Origin of the sequence: Fictibacillus arsenicus, from assembly GCF_001642935.1 — a bacterium.
GTDB lineage: Bacteria > Bacillota > Bacilli > Bacillales > Fictibacillaceae > Fictibacillus > Fictibacillus arsenicus_B.
The window spans coordinates 824,867-840,112 of record NZ_CP016761.1 but is presented as its reverse complement, the minus strand read 5'-3'; the positions used below and the strand labels follow the sequence as shown (position 1 = coordinate 840,112).

12 protein-coding genes and 1 pseudogene are annotated in these 15,246 nt (G+C 40.2%); 2 read left to right on the top strand and 11 right to left on the bottom strand.

Going from position 1 to position 15,246, the window contains the following annotated elements; translation table 11 throughout:
* Window positions 1–73 precede the first annotated feature (73 nt).
* The 3 genes and pseudogenes from ABE41_RS04475 to ABE41_RS04465 all read right to left on the bottom strand — a co-directional run bounded on the left by ABE41_RS04475 (window position 74) and on the right by ABE41_RS04465 (window position 3,086).
* Window positions 74–1,006: an ArsA family ATPase gene (locus ABE41_RS04475; RefSeq protein ID WP_367642140.1), complete on the bottom strand. Its 933-nt coding sequence runs from the start codon at window positions 1,004–1,006 to the stop codon at window positions 74–76.
* A gap of 11 nt (window positions 1,007–1,017) precedes the next feature.
* Window positions 1,018–1,281 carry a cory-CC-star protein gene (locus tag ABE41_RS04470; protein WP_066286904.1) on the bottom strand — a complete coding sequence of 88 codons (264 nt, stop codon included), beginning with the start codon at window positions 1,279–1,281 and terminating at the stop codon, window positions 1,018–1,020.
* Between the two features lie 62 nt (window positions 1,282–1,343).
* Window positions 1,344–3,086, bottom strand: a pseudogene (locus ABE41_RS04465) (carbon starvation CstA family protein).
* 245 nt (window positions 3,087–3,331) lie between these two features.
* On the opposite strand from ABE41_RS04465, the gene ABE41_RS21435 reads away from it, so the two are divergent.
* The gene (locus ABE41_RS21435; RefSeq protein ID WP_264191238.1) at window positions 3,332–3,454 is read left to right on the top strand and encodes a hypothetical protein; all 123 of its coding nucleotides are present in this window, start codon (window positions 3,332–3,334) and stop codon (window positions 3,452–3,454) included.
* A gap of 400 nt (window positions 3,455–3,854) precedes the next feature.
* Here ABE41_RS21435 and ABE41_RS04460 read toward each other — a convergent pair whose 3' ends face one another.
* Window positions 3,855–4,298, bottom strand: a complete 444-nt coding sequence (locus ABE41_RS04460; RefSeq protein WP_066286902.1) for a MarR family winged helix-turn-helix transcriptional regulator — start codon at window positions 4,296–4,298, stop codon at window positions 3,855–3,857.
* 383 nt (window positions 4,299–4,681) lie between these two features.
* Here ABE41_RS04460 and ABE41_RS04455 point away from each other — a divergent pair, with 383 nt between their 5' ends.
* Window positions 4,682–4,909, top strand: coding sequence for a hypothetical protein (locus ABE41_RS04455; protein ID WP_066286900.1), 228 nt, complete (start codon window positions 4,682–4,684; stop codon window positions 4,907–4,909).
* Window positions 4,910–4,953: 44 nt separating this feature from the next.
* Here ABE41_RS04455 and ABE41_RS04450 read toward each other — a convergent pair whose 3' ends face one another.
* From ABE41_RS04450 to ABE41_RS04420, 7 genes are all read right to left on the bottom strand, one after another.
* Window positions 4,954–5,766 carry an alpha/beta hydrolase family protein gene (locus tag ABE41_RS04450; protein WP_066286895.1) on the bottom strand — a complete coding sequence of 271 codons (813 nt, stop codon included), beginning with the start codon at window positions 5,764–5,766 and terminating at the stop codon, window positions 4,954–4,956.
* A 265-nt stretch (window positions 5,767–6,031) separates the two neighbouring features.
* Complete coding sequence (locus ABE41_RS04445) at window positions 6,032–6,526, bottom strand: ParB N-terminal domain-containing protein (RefSeq protein WP_066286893.1); 495 nt, start codon at window positions 6,524–6,526, stop codon at window positions 6,032–6,034.
* Between the two features lie 122 nt (window positions 6,527–6,648).
* Complete coding sequence (locus ABE41_RS04440) at window positions 6,649–7,671, bottom strand: Delta(5) desaturase DesA (protein ID WP_066286892.1); 1,023 nt, start codon at window positions 7,669–7,671, stop codon at window positions 6,649–6,651.
* Between the two features lie 175 nt (window positions 7,672–7,846).
* Window positions 7,847–12,193 (bottom strand): S8 family peptidase, encoded by a 4,347-nt coding sequence (locus tag ABE41_RS04435; RefSeq protein ID WP_066286890.1) that lies wholly within the window; start codon window positions 12,191–12,193, stop codon window positions 7,847–7,849.
* Window positions 12,194–12,814: 621 nt separating this feature from the next.
* The gene (locus tag ABE41_RS04430) at window positions 12,815–13,426 is read right to left on the bottom strand and encodes a flavin reductase family protein (RefSeq protein WP_066286889.1); all 612 of its coding nucleotides are present in this window, start codon (window positions 13,424–13,426) and stop codon (window positions 12,815–12,817) included.
* A gap of 12 nt (window positions 13,427–13,438) precedes the next feature.
* On the bottom strand, window positions 13,439–14,047 hold the full coding sequence (locus ABE41_RS04425; protein WP_066286888.1) for an alpha/beta hydrolase: 609 nt from the start codon (window positions 14,045–14,047) through the stop codon (window positions 13,439–13,441).
* Window positions 14,048–14,995 carry a ring-cleaving dioxygenase gene (locus tag ABE41_RS04420; protein WP_066286887.1) on the bottom strand — a complete coding sequence of 316 codons (948 nt, stop codon included), beginning with the start codon at window positions 14,993–14,995 and terminating at the stop codon, window positions 14,048–14,050.
* Window positions 14,996–15,246: the final 251 nt, after the last annotated feature.

Genomic DNA, 15,246 nt, shown 5'->3' with positions numbered 1-15,246 from the left:
CAATTAATGTCCTCCTCAAAAGAACAACAAAAAAGAACCAGCGTTGGACTCTAAATCCGAACGCTGGTTTCACTTATACATTCTGCAATTTAACCGTTTCAAGAAACCGGCTGTACTCTTCCAATCCATCTCTTGTGGCGATGTCATGGTCAAACATCGGCACATACACTTTGTCCGTATCCTTAAACATCTGTTTAATTTCCTCTAGATACGGCCTCTCTGCTTCTTTACGGTTACGCATAAACGACCCTTCTACGTCTTCCGGTATCACCTTATTCACGATGATCTTGCTTACTGAGATTCCATGTTCTTTTAAGGTATTCACGGCACTAGCCGTCTCTAAGATCGGAAGCCGTTCAGGGTTCAGCACCATCATATAGGTTACTTTTTCTTTATTAATGATTAATTCTCTTACCTTACTAAACTTCTGCCTTCTGGCTTGGAGCACATCATAGATTGGGTCTTCTCTCGTTTCACCGTCGTACAGAAGCTGTGTGTAGTTGTCCTGTACCTTCTTCCTTTTTTCTAGAAGACCGTCCATCCATACTCCCATGAATTCCGGTAAAAGCAGCAGCCTTAAAGTATGTCCTGTCGGTGCCGTATCGAACACAACTGCATCATAGTCCTTGCTGTCCTCCAGCAGAATCGAGGTCATCTTATCAAATACAGCCGCTTCTGCAGCACCGGGTGATTTACCTGCTAGATCAAGCTGGCGGTGAACCTCTTCAAGCATCGTAACCTTAACCAGCCCTTTTATGTTTTGCTTCACCTGTGCCATGTACGTTATGGCCTCTTGGTCTGAGTCAATTTCGATCAGATCCAGATTTGGTGCTACCTGTGTTGTTCCCTTTACCTTTTTTACTTGAAAAAGGTCTCCTGTATTATGTGCCGGGTCAGTTGAAACGAGCAATGTCCGTTTTCCTTCTCTTGCACACATTACAGCAAATGCAGAAGCCGTTGTACTTTTACCAACTCCGCCTTTTCCCCCAATAAAATATACCTTCATTTTCATCTCTCCTAACAGCAGCGAATTCCTTCTAAAGGTGATTTATCCATGCCCATTCTTACATGCCAGTCGTGAAATTTATCGAGAAGCAGCGGATATAGTTCAAGTGTATAATAATAGGCTGGATTTGGGATTCCGAGCATTTCTGATACGCATAAAAGCATGAACAGATCCTCATCGTCTCTTAACTCTCTTGCAATCTCTGCACGGTGCGGCTGCTTTAGAATTTGATCATACAAATCTACCGCAGCTTTTAATTTTTCTACTAAAGACATGATGCCTGCCGCCTCCTCCTTGAAAAGAAAGTAGAGACTATCAAATAGCCTCTACTCTTTTTTTACATATCCGTAGATAATGGTTCAACCGTCTTTTTCCTAAATGTAGATAACGCTTCTAAAATGATCCAGAGCGTAAAGCCTAGAATCAAGCTTCCGAAGATAAACAGAAGCATGTTCGCATCGTTATCTCCCATACCAGACCATGTGAAGACGACTTGTTGAATCATCGCCCATAATGTCATAAAAAACACGAACAGCATAGGGATTAGAGTCACCATGTAGTTTCGGCCAAGGCGTTTCAGCCAGATCGTGATAAGAAGCAAGCTTATTCCTGCTAAAAGCTGGTTGCTCGTTCCGAATAATGGCCATAGCAGGTATCCACCTGATCCAAAACCGTTCGGCCCCTGCGGAAGAATAACAAGAGCTGTTGAAGACACAGCTGCAATGGATGTTGCAACGTGTTTCTTCTCTAATGATGGCATGTTGTATTCAACGCCAAGCTCTGAAATGATATAACGCATTAAACGGAAAGATGTATCAAGTGATGTTGCAGCAAAACTTACGATGATAACCGCAACGATCGTAGCAGCGATATCTGCCGGAATCCATAGTCCTGTAGCGAGTTGTGCTGCCCCTTGAATGAAGGCTCCAAGACCGCCTGAACTTGCAGCAGCAAAACTGTTGTACGTTGCTAAAAAGTCACCTTGAGTAGCAAAAACGGTTGAAACAGCAATGATTGCGATCAATGCTAGCGTTCCTTCCCCAACAGCACCTGCATAACCGACAAAACGTGCATCTGTTTCTTTATCAAGCTGTTTAGACGTTGTTCCTGAAGATACGAGACCGTGGAATCCTGAGATCGCACCGCAGGCAATTGTGATAAATAATAATGGGAACCAAGGAACATCTCCTGCAGCAGCGTTCACAGCTGGTGCTGTAATTTTAGGCTGAAGGAAAACGAGTCCTAAGTAAAGCATTAATAAACCTACAACTAATTGGTGGGAGTTGATGTAATCACGAGGCTGCAGAAGCTTCCACACCGGAAGAACGGATGAAATGTAGCAATACACCATTAAAATAACGATCCAGACTAAAAATGACGACCCTACTGCTCCAAGGCCAAATACTCCTGCGGCTCCTTCACCGCCAAAATATTATACTAGATCGATTTGTAAAAAAGGAACTTTGCTTGAAAGAATGGCAGTTCCATACATAATAACTAATGCGATGATGGATGGTACAAGCATCTCTTTCTTATTTTTATAAACTGCATACCCAATCCAAACCGCCAGTGGAATCTCGATAAAGATTGGCAGTACACTTGCCGGGAACTTAATAAAAAGATTTGAAATTACCCAAGCAAATACAGCGTTAACCATTAACATCAAGATAAGAATAATGAATAAGAACATAATCTTTGCACGTTTACCAATGATCGTGCTCGTAATCGATCCTACCGACTGGCCTTTGTGTCTTGCCGATAGTACAAGAGTACCGAAATCATGGATACCTGCAGCAAACACAGTACCAAGTAATACCCATAAAAATGCTGGCAGCCAGCCCCAATACAAGGCAATTGCAGGACCTACAATTGGCGATGCCCCTGCTACTGATGAAAAGTGGTGCCCCCATAGTACAAATTTGTTTGTTGGAACAAAGTCCACCCCATCGTTGTACTTGTGTGCCGGTGTTACATAATTCGGGTCCAGCTTATAGATTTTTTCAGCTACAAACTTAGAGTAATACTTGTACCCGAACGCAAACATTACCATTCCAATAATGGCTAACCAAATGGAATTCATCTTTGAAAACCCCCTCCTTATGACCTGGTCTTACATCTAAATCATAATTGAAAGCGTTCGCACTAGTCAATATATTCTGAATATTTACTTCTATAAAATAGCCAAAGCATTTCTCCATCCATTGTCCTGCTATTTGCTTTTCGTTTATTTATCTAGGGAACGAGTACTATTGTTTCGACATTTTGGAGGATTTTTATCGATTAGGCGAGAATTATGGAGAAAACAAAGAGAGGGGGAAAAGGAAAATGAGTGAAGTGATTATTCGAAATCTGGTAAGACGTCATTTCACCAAGAAAAACATCCAAGATCCGCAATTACAGCAGCTGCTCGTTCACTTTCTTCTTTCAGTCAGGAAAGAACGAAATTAGATATAATTTATAGCCAGCTTTGCAATTTTTACTTATAAATCATTTAACAGAGTATCTGATATATTCAGGTGCTCTTTTTGTTGAAAAAAAGCTGTTTTCGCAAACTTTGTTGCTTTTGGAAGTAGTTGATTTCCGTTACAGGATGCTCGCTTTCCGCGGGGCGTGCGGCGATCCTCCTTGGCGCATTGCACCTACAGTGTCTCACCTGTCCGGCTTGTCCCGCAGGACAAGGAAGGCTTCGAGAGCGTTACATCGCACGAAGAAAATTGATTTTTATTTTCGAGGAGTCTCGCACCTTCCACTCCATTCAACTTGTCAATGAAGAAATGAATTTTTTTAGAGTAGAGTCAAAAAAAAGAAAACCCAACATTGGTTTTCAGAAGTTTTGAAAATGAATTTGCTATCGGAATACCTTGCTGCTCCCTAATTGCCCCATAGACCTAGTTAAAATCTTTAGTGAATGAATGACAGTATCCCGTTCAAATTCATTCATCTGCGAAAAAATATCTTCTAAGTTTGAAATAACCAAGGCGTTAATCTCATCTGCAGTCCGCTTCCCTTTTTCCGTTAAAGATAAAAAATAAAATCGTTTATCTGACGGATTTGCACTTTTAATCACAAGTCCCATTTTTATAAGAGTTTGGATCTGCCGGCTGAAAGTTGTAATATCAATCCCAAGCAAATCTGCAATCTGCTGCATGGAAGGTGCGTTATGCTTATCAATTTCATAAAGTATATGATTATGTACAAGTGAAATGCCTGCCCCCTCAATACGGCAGCAATCTTTCTCTAGACGATTATATCTTCTGTTCAGAACATGAAATAAGCTTCTGACATCCTCCATTTATGACACCACCTTTGTTATCACTATAAGTGAAGATCTTTCAAAAAGAAAAGAAAATTCTTCTTTAATACACCATTTGTACCCACAAATTTTTCCACAAGAATAATTAACGGCTTATCATGTACTTTTGTATAGCAACATTCCAAAAGCCTTCTAATAAAGCTTTTTCTTTATCTTTAAACGATTTCCTGCTTCAAATAAAAAGGGTTTCTTCCATTGGTTTTAGGATTTTTTTACTATAAAAGCTTTACCTAATATACTCCAAGCAGTTCCCATTTTAGTCCAAAAGATGTAGAAAAATGTATAAAAAGGTTTTATCTTTTTTACAAGCGGGTAACAAATAGTATAGAGAAAAAGCAAATGACTTGGGGGGTATCATCGAAATGAATAGAGTGGAGCAGAAACGCAGTAAGCTTGGCATTTGGCTCGAACGGCATAATAGAGATACTGACTGGTTAACACGAACTTCAGGTTTAGAAAGAAAAACAATAGAAGAATTAGCATCGAATCCTAGAAAAAGTCCAAGAATGATAACCATACGAAAAATATTATCCGCTGTTAAAAGAGTCGATCCAACCATAAAAGTTAGTGATTTATGGGATATGAACTAAAACGTGCACTCAAGAATATTGAGTGCACGTTTTTATGCTCTATTTTAATCGTTTATATATAATGAAAACCAATCAAAAATTTCTCTGTCTCGGTCTTTTCCATAATTATTCAGTGCATGATCTCCATCTTTGTAAAGAATGAACTTATGCTCTGAATTATTTTTCCTAAGTAATTCTACAAGTTCTTCAGCGTCCTCATAATTCACGCGTAAATCTGCATCTCCATGCTGAATTAGAATAGGCGTTTTAATTTTATCAGGCCAAAGTAATGCAGATCGGTCACAGTATTCACTTCTCTTTTCTGTAAAATCACCAACGAGCTCAGCTAAGACACTTTCCATAGGAAATGCTAATGGCCTGCGCAGTAAATTTGTCGGGGCTCCTATCACTGCAGCAGCTTTTATATCAATTCCTTTCTTAATACTAAGGTAAGTCATCATTCCGCCACGGGAATGTCCAATCATAACTTTATTATCTTTGTCTGCATATGGAAGCTCATCCCCCAGCCATGAGAGTGCGAATACGTCCCGGACATCATCACCCCCAAAAGCATCCTTGCCCTCACCACCATCGTTCCCTCTATATTGAGATGCTAAAACAACATACCCTTCTAAAGCATATTTGCTCAACCGATATAACCGCTCATCATCAAGTTTTCCATATTCACAATTTCCTCCACGATTATAGATGAGAACAGGCAGCTTGGTATCAGATTTTGGTCTAATAATAAAACCAACTACTTTTAACTCGTCTACCAAATATTCAATCCTGAATATTGTAATTTTCCCCTCGAAATCATTATGAACAGGTACTTCAATTTTTGAAATCATTTTTCCGTCATTTTTATTTCTTTTCATCCATCTAATCTCCCTTTATATAAACTGAATCTGAACAAACCAATGTTAGGAAGGTAATGATGGATGTTTTTATATAAAAAAGAGACCTTCATTTAATACGATGGTCTCTAGCATTTATCGAAAATTACAATTCTATTTTAAAGAGGCAGGCTGTGTAACACACACATCGTAATTGGTTTGTTCTGAAATTGTTTTTTTGTCACAACAGTCCCCTCCTTTATTCCCTATATTTTCCTAACAGTAAAATTATATCATCTGTTTTTATCTATTGTATAGTTTTTTTAAAGCATTCATCCACTTTTAATTTCATTGAAGTAATTACTGTTTTTTTGTACCGTAAAGCTAAAATGAGTACTTTTGTTTTCTCCAAACGAGACAAACTTCTAAAACGAGGTTCTTCTTTTAAAAAATAGCGGATGATTGAAACACTATTCGGACTTATTTTATCGAAAATATCCTTACTTTCTTTTTCTTGTAAGTGTACAATGAAAACTCGGTAAATCCAATATCTTAGCTCTGTGCACAATTTATTTTCATCTATAATGCACGGAGCAAACTTATTTTTAGTATGTTTTTGAATATATGCATAACGTTCGTTACCACTGATAATTGTGTAATTACCATCCTTTTCTTTTTTCACAACTAAAATGTGCATACAATCCCACATTATATTTCTAAGTTTTTTTATGTGCTCTGTTATTTTACCGGTATGATTAGGTCTAATTTTACTCACAGGAATATATTGTACATTTAACTTCATCTTCACCCTCCTCCTTATAGTGAGTAGGCATATATCCAATATATGTACAGATGTAAGCAGTTGGAACAAAAAAAAAAGAGCCCTCGGCTACCAAAAAAAAAATTGCCGATGACTCTTTCAACTTACGCTGTTTTATTTTTCCGGATAAAGTTACGGATGTCTCTGTTACCGATAAATTTCTTAGACTGTTCATCCCACAGCTTAAACGTCAATGACTTTAAGCTTGTTAAAAGCGTAAGTGTTGGAACATCCTGAAGCCTTGGATCACTCTTATGCGCTTTTTCAAGGTGGTAGTTAGGAACTCGGGAATTCAAGTGGTGCACATGGTGGAATCCGATGTTTCCTGTGAACCATTGCAGTACTTTAGGAAGCTTGTAGAACGAACTTCCCTTTAATGCAGCTTCTACATAGTTCCACTTTTCGTTATGCTCGAAATACCCATCTTCAAACTGATGCTGTACATAAAACAGCCAAACGCCAGAAAATGTAGCAATATAAAAGATTGGCAGTTCAACTAGCAGGAATGCTTTCCATCCAATCGCAAAGCCTACTGATAAAACGATTGCCACTAATGCAACGTTTGTCAGCCATACATGCATTTTTTCCTTTTTTGAAGCATTTTTCGCATTAAAACGGTAATCGATTAAAAAGATATATAATGGGCCGATCAAGAAAAGAACGATCGGGTTGCGATATGTTCTGTATTGTAATCTTTTAAACCATGAAGCTTCTGCATATTCCTGCAAAGTCATCGTCCAGACATCACCAACGCCGCGCTTTTCCAAGTTTCCGTTTGTAGCGTGATGAGTTGCATGGCTGTTTTTCCATTGTTCATATGAACAGAAAGTAAATAGCCCTGTGAAGATACCAACGATTTGATTAGCTCGTCGGCTCTTAAAAAATGAATAGTGTGTGCAATCATGAAAAATGATAAATGTGCGGACTAAGAAGCCTGCAGCTGGAACTGCACAAAGAAGTGTCAACCAAAACGATATATTTAAACTCAGATAAGCTAAAACCCATAAGATCAGGAATGGCCCAACTGAATTAATTAACTGCCATACGCTTGCTGATATACGCGGCCGTTCAAATGGTGCTAATTTTTTCTTCCATTCACGAATGTCGTACTTCGAATGTTCGCTCATTAAATCAGTCTCCTTTATTTCACATCTTAACTATCTTAACACAGATTATGTATTTAGCATCCACTTATATTTGTCGAATTATGAACAAATTATATGACCAGGTACTAATAAACGCAAAAAACCGGTCCCCTCCTCAAAAGAAGGAACCGGCAAAGATTATTTTTTACTAATACTATTACTTTTTCTTCTCATTGATATACAGCTTACCTGCTGCTCTTTCGTGTGTCTCGTTACCGTAGTCGTCAGAAGCGATAACTTCAATTACGGCTCCCGGCGCTTTTACATTAGAAGTTGCTGTGTAGTATCCTTCATAATGTCCTTCTGAAGTTTCACGCATTGGAAGCTCAGTAGCGTTAGCCACTCCTCCTGCATTTGTCAGCGGCATGTGGATCACGAATACTGCATCCAGTCCAGGTTCACTGTCAAACTCAATTTTTACAGACTCTCCGCTCTTCAGCTCTTTGTCTGTATCTGGCATTAAGTTCTCAATGACTGGTGCTTCAAACTTCGCATACACTTTTACAGTCTTAGCATGACGATTTCCAGCTTTATCAAGAGCCACAACCTTAATCACATTTTCTCCTTCATTTAGGAGCATACGGTGGCTATAGTTGCCTTCTTCGTCAACTTGAGCTCTTTGACCATTTACTTTTACCCAGTCAAGGTTAGCTTCATCAACTGTACCTGTAACTGTTACAGATTCACGATTTGTTTTCATATTGTTTTCTGGTGAAGTGATGCTCACTCTCGGTTTTGTCTGATCAAGCGTTATTGTTACTGGAGCCGATTCATCCGTTGAACCTTGCTCTGTAACGGCTTTCGCTGTAAGTCTATTCGCACCATCCTCAAGTGTGATATCTGCAGAGAACGTTCCTTCATCTGTCGTTGCTACACTCGCTACTTCTTCTCCGTCGTTATAAATCTCAACGGTTGTTGTTGGAGCAGCTGTACCAGATACGGTTACGTTTTCTACATTTGTAAACGAACCATCTGCCGGTGAAGTAATAACAGGAGCCGTTACCTCGTAGTTAACCGTTGCACGGATCATATAGTTCCCTTCATCTTCAGGAGACTGTGACCATGCACCGCCAACCAGCTGATAGCTTCTACCTGACCATTCACCGTCTTCATCTGTTCCAAGACCTGGTGTATTCGGATTCGGGTGACTCTGGATATACACCATGTAGAAATCTCCTTCTACCATGATGCCATGCTCACTTAAGTCCACATGTGTCCATTCGCCGTTTCGAAGCGCAGTGGCATCAAAAGGACCTGCTAGTTTCTTACCAGGAGTACCGTCTGGACCGCTTGCATCGTAAACAGCCACTTGGAAGTCAGTTCCGCCTGGTACTGGCCACTCGGTATCCCAGAATCGGAACAATCCGCCCGTTACTGCTGCTTTATCATTTCCTTCAGCAAGGGACATTTTCACTGCCCATCCATTGCCTGCATCATAGAATGCACGTGCGTTTTCAGCGGTTCCATCATCATATCCGATCTCGCCAGGATAACCGATGAAAGGTTTTAATTCGAAGTTCTGTTCAGCAGATTCTCCGCCTGTGATCGTAACAGATGCTTCTTCGCTGTAGTATGAAGGCGCAACGACTTTAAGCGTATACTCTCCTTCATAAGCTTCAATTTCATAAGAACCATCTGCATTTGTTTCTACTGGTGCAACTGCTGCATCTTCCATAAGCATTACAGTAGCTCCAGCAACTGGTTCTCCTGTTACTTCGTTTGTTACTGTACCTGAAACAGTACCTCTAGGAATTTCTTCTAATGTAAAGTTTGCAGTGGCTGTACCATCTGCTTCAACATTTACAGTTTGTGTTGCGGAACGGAATCCATATGCTTCAGCCTGAACAGTGAATGTTCCTGCAGCATGCGTCAACCCGTAAGTTCCATCTTGAGGATTTGTGTAAACAGATCTTCCAGACTCGAGTACACTCACTTGTGCACGCATCGGAAGTGCCATTGGTGCAGCTTCACCGTCTTTTGATGTTTCTTTTTCTTCAACCGGTTTCACTGGTAAAATTTTCGCTGGGTCTACCTTTGCCTTCGCTTCTAATGAAGGAGCCTTATCAACAGAACCTTTGCCTAATTTTGCTTTTTGCGCAGGTGCTAATGGCTGATCCACCAATTTCACATCGTCTAAATACCAGCCAGCTTTTAAAACTGAACCGTCTGTTGTTACATTGAACGCCACATAAACGCGTTGCCCAGCATACTCGCTTAAGTCTACTTCTCCATCGATCCATCCGCCGGAAGTAGAGTTAACACGCAGTTTTTGTGTCCAGTTTTCCATATCCGTAGAAACGAACACATGTCCATAATCGTAGTTGCGTTCTAAATCGTGCCACTGTTTAAACTGCAGATAGCTGTTGCCTTCTGGCAGATCAACTGGAGGCATTACGAGTGTCATGTTAGCACTATTTTCATAGTTTCCTTCTAGATTCGTCGCATACACCTTTTCACCAGAATGTGCTGCACCTGGTCCGCTTGTTGGTGTACCATGCTCCCAGCTGTTGTTCGTTCCATAAGAAGTCCATCCAGTAGGGCTACCTTCAAAATCTTCCTCGTAGCCAACTGAAATACCTGCTAGAAGAGCTACCGTATAGTTATCTGTTGAAACTTCATTTCCGCCAAAATCATTTATAATCCACTTATAAACGATTTGGTCACCGGTTAATGCTGAACCAGGAATAGTTGCCGTATACGTACCAGACTTATAGTCTCCGCCTGTACGTTCAGCAGCTGTTTCTGTCCAGCTTCCATCGGTATTTTGGTAGCTTAATTGAACAGAAGTAACACTGATATTATCTGAAGCTTGTGCCTCAAGAGTTAAAGGCATTTCTTTGTAAGACTCGCTTGGTGCTTCGTGTGTAATTGAAGGAGCTTCTGTGTCCTCTCCTTCTTTCGTAACTGTCCCTTCGATTCTTCCTAAACCTGTTACTACAGAAGAAACAGCTGTAAATGCATTTACAAGCCCATGTCCATAGCCATTGTTAGGAGATTCAGGGAATGTTGCATCCGTTAGCGGTGTTGCTGTTGATAATAAAATCTCTTCCATTTCTTCTACGGTTAAACTCGCATCAGCTTGTCTTAACAATGCAGCAACTGCTGATACGTGCGGTCCTGCCATTGAAGTACCATTCCAGCCGCCTTCATAGGCACTTCCTGGAACAGAAGAACGAATATTCACCCCAGGAGCTGAGATTTCAGGCTTTGTTTCATCATAAGGCGAAGGACCTTGAAGTGAGAAACTTGCTAAACTGTCATTGATGTCTGTAGCACCTGTTGCAAACGATTCAGGATAGTTTGCAGGTGTTGCTACAGATCCAGGACCGCCTGGGTTAAAGATGGTTGTGTTACCAGCTGAAAATTCAGGGAAGATTTCAGCTGCACGCCATGCTGCAACCATTTCGCGGTACCACTCATCAAGTCCAGGTCCGCCGCCCCATGAGTTGTTAACAACGTCTGGCGCTTTTTCTGGGTGAGGATTTCCAGCGGCATCTTTCGGAGCAAGGATCCACTCACCTGCTTCAAGCAAATCAACATCTGTACCGCCATTTGCAGAGAAAGCTTTTACAGCAATCCATTTTGCACCTGGCGCAACACCGATTTGGTTAGCTCCGTTCGCTTCAGAACCTACCATTGTACCTGTAACGTGTGTACCATGGCCCAGATCATCATATGCAGCAGCTTGTCCGCCAACTGCATCAAACCAGTTGTATTCATGGTTTGCAGCATCAGGGTTTGCCGGATCGAATCCGCGATACTTCTCTTTCAGGGCTGGGTGATTCCACTGTACACCTGTATCAATGGATGCTACTACAGTACCAGCACCGTCTATTCCCATATTCCAAACGGCAGGAGCTCCTACACGTTCGATATTCCATTCTATGGATGATGTTTCATTTTTCGGTTCAACCTGTAAACCTGCTTTTTGTTGTGGTTTTTCTGGAAGCTTAACTGAACTTACGGGCTGAATAAGCTGTCTTGTTTCATTCGGAAGGACTTTTTCAACTTCAGGGAATGCTGCGATTTCTTCCATAACTTCTTTTGTAGCCGTTACTGCCATACCGTTAACGACATAAAAAGATTGGATATCAGCAGCTTTTCCAGCTTTTTGCTGCTTTTCTAAGTAGTTTTTTGTGTGTTGTTGAGTTTCAAGCGCTTTTGCGCGAAGAGAGGATACTACTGTGGAACGCTTCATTAATTTTGATTGATTCGAAGTTAACTTTTGGGCTTTAGCCTCTTTAGCAGCTTTTTTAGCTACTTCGGCTGTATCCACCTGATCTTTAAATTTGATAAGGAAAGTGACCTTATCCTTTTTGCTGAATTGTTCATTTAGTTTTTTGGAGACCTTACTTTTAGTACCTTCCAATGCTGCTTTTTTTGCCGAAGTAGAAGGTTTGTCTTTCGATACGGCATTAGCTTGAGACGGGAACATCAATGGAACAACCATTAAAAAAGCTAAAAATACGGATAGCCATCGTACTTTTTTTCGTTTTTTACCCATGTTGCTTTTCCCTCCCTATTCTTTTTTGTCGTACAGATCAAACCAGTAAAAGTAAATCCCTGTCACACCTCCTGCTTTTTTAGATAAAAACTAGTAATTCTTTGTTGCTATTTAAAGGATAAAGCATAACTTCTGTAAATTAATGTAATAATATGTCGCTTTTTTACCTATTAATTGGAAAATAAATCCTTTGTCTGAGACGATATTCGTAATTCCGTGACTATTGGACAAGAAAAATTTTAATCTATTTAGTTATCGAAAATAATACAGACCTATGGCTCAGGACAAACGAACTTATTTTAGTAAAATAAGAAATCTTTGTAAAAAAATGTGAACTATGTCACTCTTTTTATGTTATAAATTTTCTATTTATCTTCCAAATTTTTCTTTATGCTTTTTTATAAACTTGGAAATTCAATGTTTTTTTCAATCCTTTTCATATTTTCCCCTCCACATTGCCCAGGTTTATTTCAGGCAAAACGATAGATAATACCTAAAAAAGAGCTGCGCTCATTATCCCAAAGGATATATATCAAAGGACTCATTGTTATATTCCGAATCCTTTTTGTCGTTTTTTGACACAAAAAAATCTCCCCCTTTAAAAGAGAGAGACTCTGTTAATTATTCTGGCCGGTCTAATGAGAAGGTTTCTCCCAGCTTTGCATAATTGGTTCCCGCAAGCCTTCCAAGAGGCCGCAATTTTTCTGCATCTATTCTACCGTCGCTGTATAATTCTTCAGCTATATGATAATGAACCACTCTTCCGATAAGAAGATCGGTTGCTGGCTGATCAGGTGTTCCGCCAAGCGGCAAGATTTGTTCTACAACACATTCCATCCGGATTTTTGCTTCAGCAATCCCTGGAACCTTTACTTTTACAGAATCCACAGCTGTTAATTCTGCAAGATCCACTTCACTTTCTTCTGGACCAAGGTTAGCTGATGTGATGTTTACTGCTTCAATATAGGTTTCATCTGGAATATGAACGACAAATTCACCTAGTGCCTCAGCGTTTCGTGACGTATCTTTTTGAACACCTTTCTTTCTGCCGATCGAAATAGCAATCAAAGGCGGATTAGAAGTTAAAGCATTAAAATAGCTGAATGGTGCAGCGTTTAAGACTCCATCGGTCGATAGGGTGCTTACAAATGCAATTGGTCTCGGGATGATGCTGCCAGTTAAAAATTTATAGTTTTCTTTTATGGAAAGAGTGTCCGGATCGATTGATTTCATTCTCTCACCTCTTTAGCTGAAATTTTTGGCAAACCATTCTGACGCTTCTTCTACTTCTGCTCTAGAAAGCTGATGCCCCATGTTCTCCCATTTCACATGTACCTTTGCACCAGCATTGGTGAGCAAATTTTCAAGCTCTTCCGTTTCTGCAGCTGGACAGATCGGATCATTCTTACCTGCTCCAATAAATACAGGAAGATTAGTAAGATCGGGCAGCTTAATACCTCTTCTTGGTACCATCGGGTGATGAAGGATAGCTCCTTTTAACGCATCTTCGTAATGGAAGATCAGGCTTCCTGCAATATTAGCACCGTTAGAATATCCGACTGCGACAACATTGTTTCTATCAAAACGATATTTATTTGCGGATTCATCTATAAAATCGTTAAGTTCTTTTGTACGGAAAATCAGATCTTCCTCATCAAAGACACCTTCTGCTAATCTGCGGAAAAACCGAGGCATGCCATTTTCTGAAACATTGCCCCGTACACTTAACACAGCAGAATCAGGCGAAATCATATCTGCCAGAGCTAATAAATCTTCTTCATTTCCTCCAGTACCATGCAATAAGAGAAGTACTGGCTTTCTTTCATCTGATCCTTTTTTAAACAAGTGTTTCATTTATTTGTCCTCCTCTAAAATTCTTGCCTCTGCAGGCAGCAAGTGACTTTGTATTTGTTCCCGGTGAGGTTCAAGCCATGGTGGCAGAAGCAGGCTCTTACCTAGTTCCTCTTCTGTCTCATCGCGTGTAAATCCTGGAGGATCTGTTGCGATTTCAAAGAGAATCTGACCTTCTTCACGGAAATAGATGGCATTAAAATATTGACGGTCAATAATCTCCGTAACATGGAAATCATTTTCCTTCACGTGCTTTTGCCACATTTCATGTTCATCATAACTGCTGGCGCGCCATGCAATATGATGGACAGTGCCCACCCCGCTCACGCCTCGAGCTTCTGGCGACAATTTGATATCAATGACATTTCCAAGATCACCCGCTGCTTTAAAACGAAGGTAATCCCCATCTTGACCGATTTTTTCAAGCCCCATAACCTCTGTTAACACTTTCTCTGTCATATGAGGAGCTGCTGATAATAAAACAGCACCGCCAAAACCTTTTATAGCGTATTGTGGTGTTACTTTACCAAACGGCCACGTACTGTTTTCACCTTCACTTCTTGCAACAATCTCTAGCTGCAGTCCATGCGGATCAATGAATTCAAGGTATTCTTCATTAAAACGTACAGTTTTCTTATATTCAATATGAAATTGAAGAAGCCTTTCTTCCCAAAATGGTAAGGCTCTTTCTGGAACTACGAAAGAAGTAGTCCCAACCTGTCCGGACCCGACACGCCCTCGGTAAGCATCAGGCCAAGGAAAGAAAGTCATTATCGTTCCAGGCTTTCCACCTTCATCACCGAAATATAGGTGATATGTTCCTGGATCATCAAAGTTAACGGTTTTCTTAACTAACCTAAGACCAAGTATTCCAGCATAGAAGTCCACATTCTCCTGAGGATTTCCTACAATCGCTGTTATATGATGAATTCCATCTGTATGCATCGTCATAACGTTTATCTTCCTTTCAATAAACTAACTTATTTTTTGTAAGTTAAGTATATAAAAGTTAACTTACTTTTGTCAAGTAACTATATTTGATTGTGGTTTAGGTAATAAATAACTCAGGTTCCTCTTAATTATGTACGACTAACTCTTTACTTAGCCTTTACCCTTAAAGAGAATGCGGAAACGGGAGGTTAACATCAACCAAAAAGTCCACGTGGAATGTATTTTCCACGTGGACAAAAAGTGAGTTTTTG

Coding starts and splice junctions, on each gene's coding strand:
- ABE41_RS04475 (WP_367642140.1), bottom strand. CDS start 1,006: ATGAAGGTATATTTTATTGGGGGAAAAGGCGGAGTTGGTAAAAGTACA.
- ABE41_RS04470 (WP_066286904.1), bottom strand. CDS start 1,281: ATGTCTTTAGTAGAAAAATTAAAAGCTGCGGTAGATTTGTATGATCAA.
- ABE41_RS21435 (WP_264191238.1), top strand. CDS start 3,332: ATGAGTGAAGTGATTATTCGAAATCTGGTAAGACGTCATTTCACCAAG.
- ABE41_RS04460 (WP_066286902.1), bottom strand. CDS start 4,298: ATGGAGGATGTCAGAAGCTTATTTCATGTTCTGAACAGAAGATATAAT.
- ABE41_RS04455 (WP_066286900.1), top strand. CDS start 4,682: ATGAATAGAGTGGAGCAGAAACGCAGTAAGCTTGGCATTTGGCTCGAA.
- ABE41_RS04450 (WP_066286895.1), bottom strand. CDS start 5,766: ATGAAAAGAAATAAAAATGACGGAAAAATGATTTCAAAAATTGAAGTA.
- ABE41_RS04445 (WP_066286893.1), bottom strand. CDS start 6,526: ATGAAGTTAAATGTACAATATATTCCTGTGAGTAAAATTAGACCTAAT.
- ABE41_RS04440 (WP_066286892.1), bottom strand. CDS start 7,671: ATGAGCGAACATTCGAAGTACGACATTCGTGAATGGAAGAAAAAATTA.
- ABE41_RS04435 (WP_066286890.1), bottom strand. CDS start 12,193: ATGGGTAAAAAACGAAAAAAAGTACGATGGCTATCCGTATTTTTAGCT.
- ABE41_RS04430 (WP_066286889.1), bottom strand. CDS start 13,426: ATGAAATCAATCGATCCGGACACTCTTTCCATAAAAGAAAACTATAAA.
- ABE41_RS04425 (WP_066286888.1), bottom strand. CDS start 14,047: ATGAAACACTTGTTTAAAAAAGGATCAGATGAAAGAAAGCCAGTACTT.
- ABE41_RS04420 (WP_066286887.1), bottom strand. CDS start 14,995: ATGACGATGCATACAGATGGAATTCATCATATAACAGCGATTGTAGGA.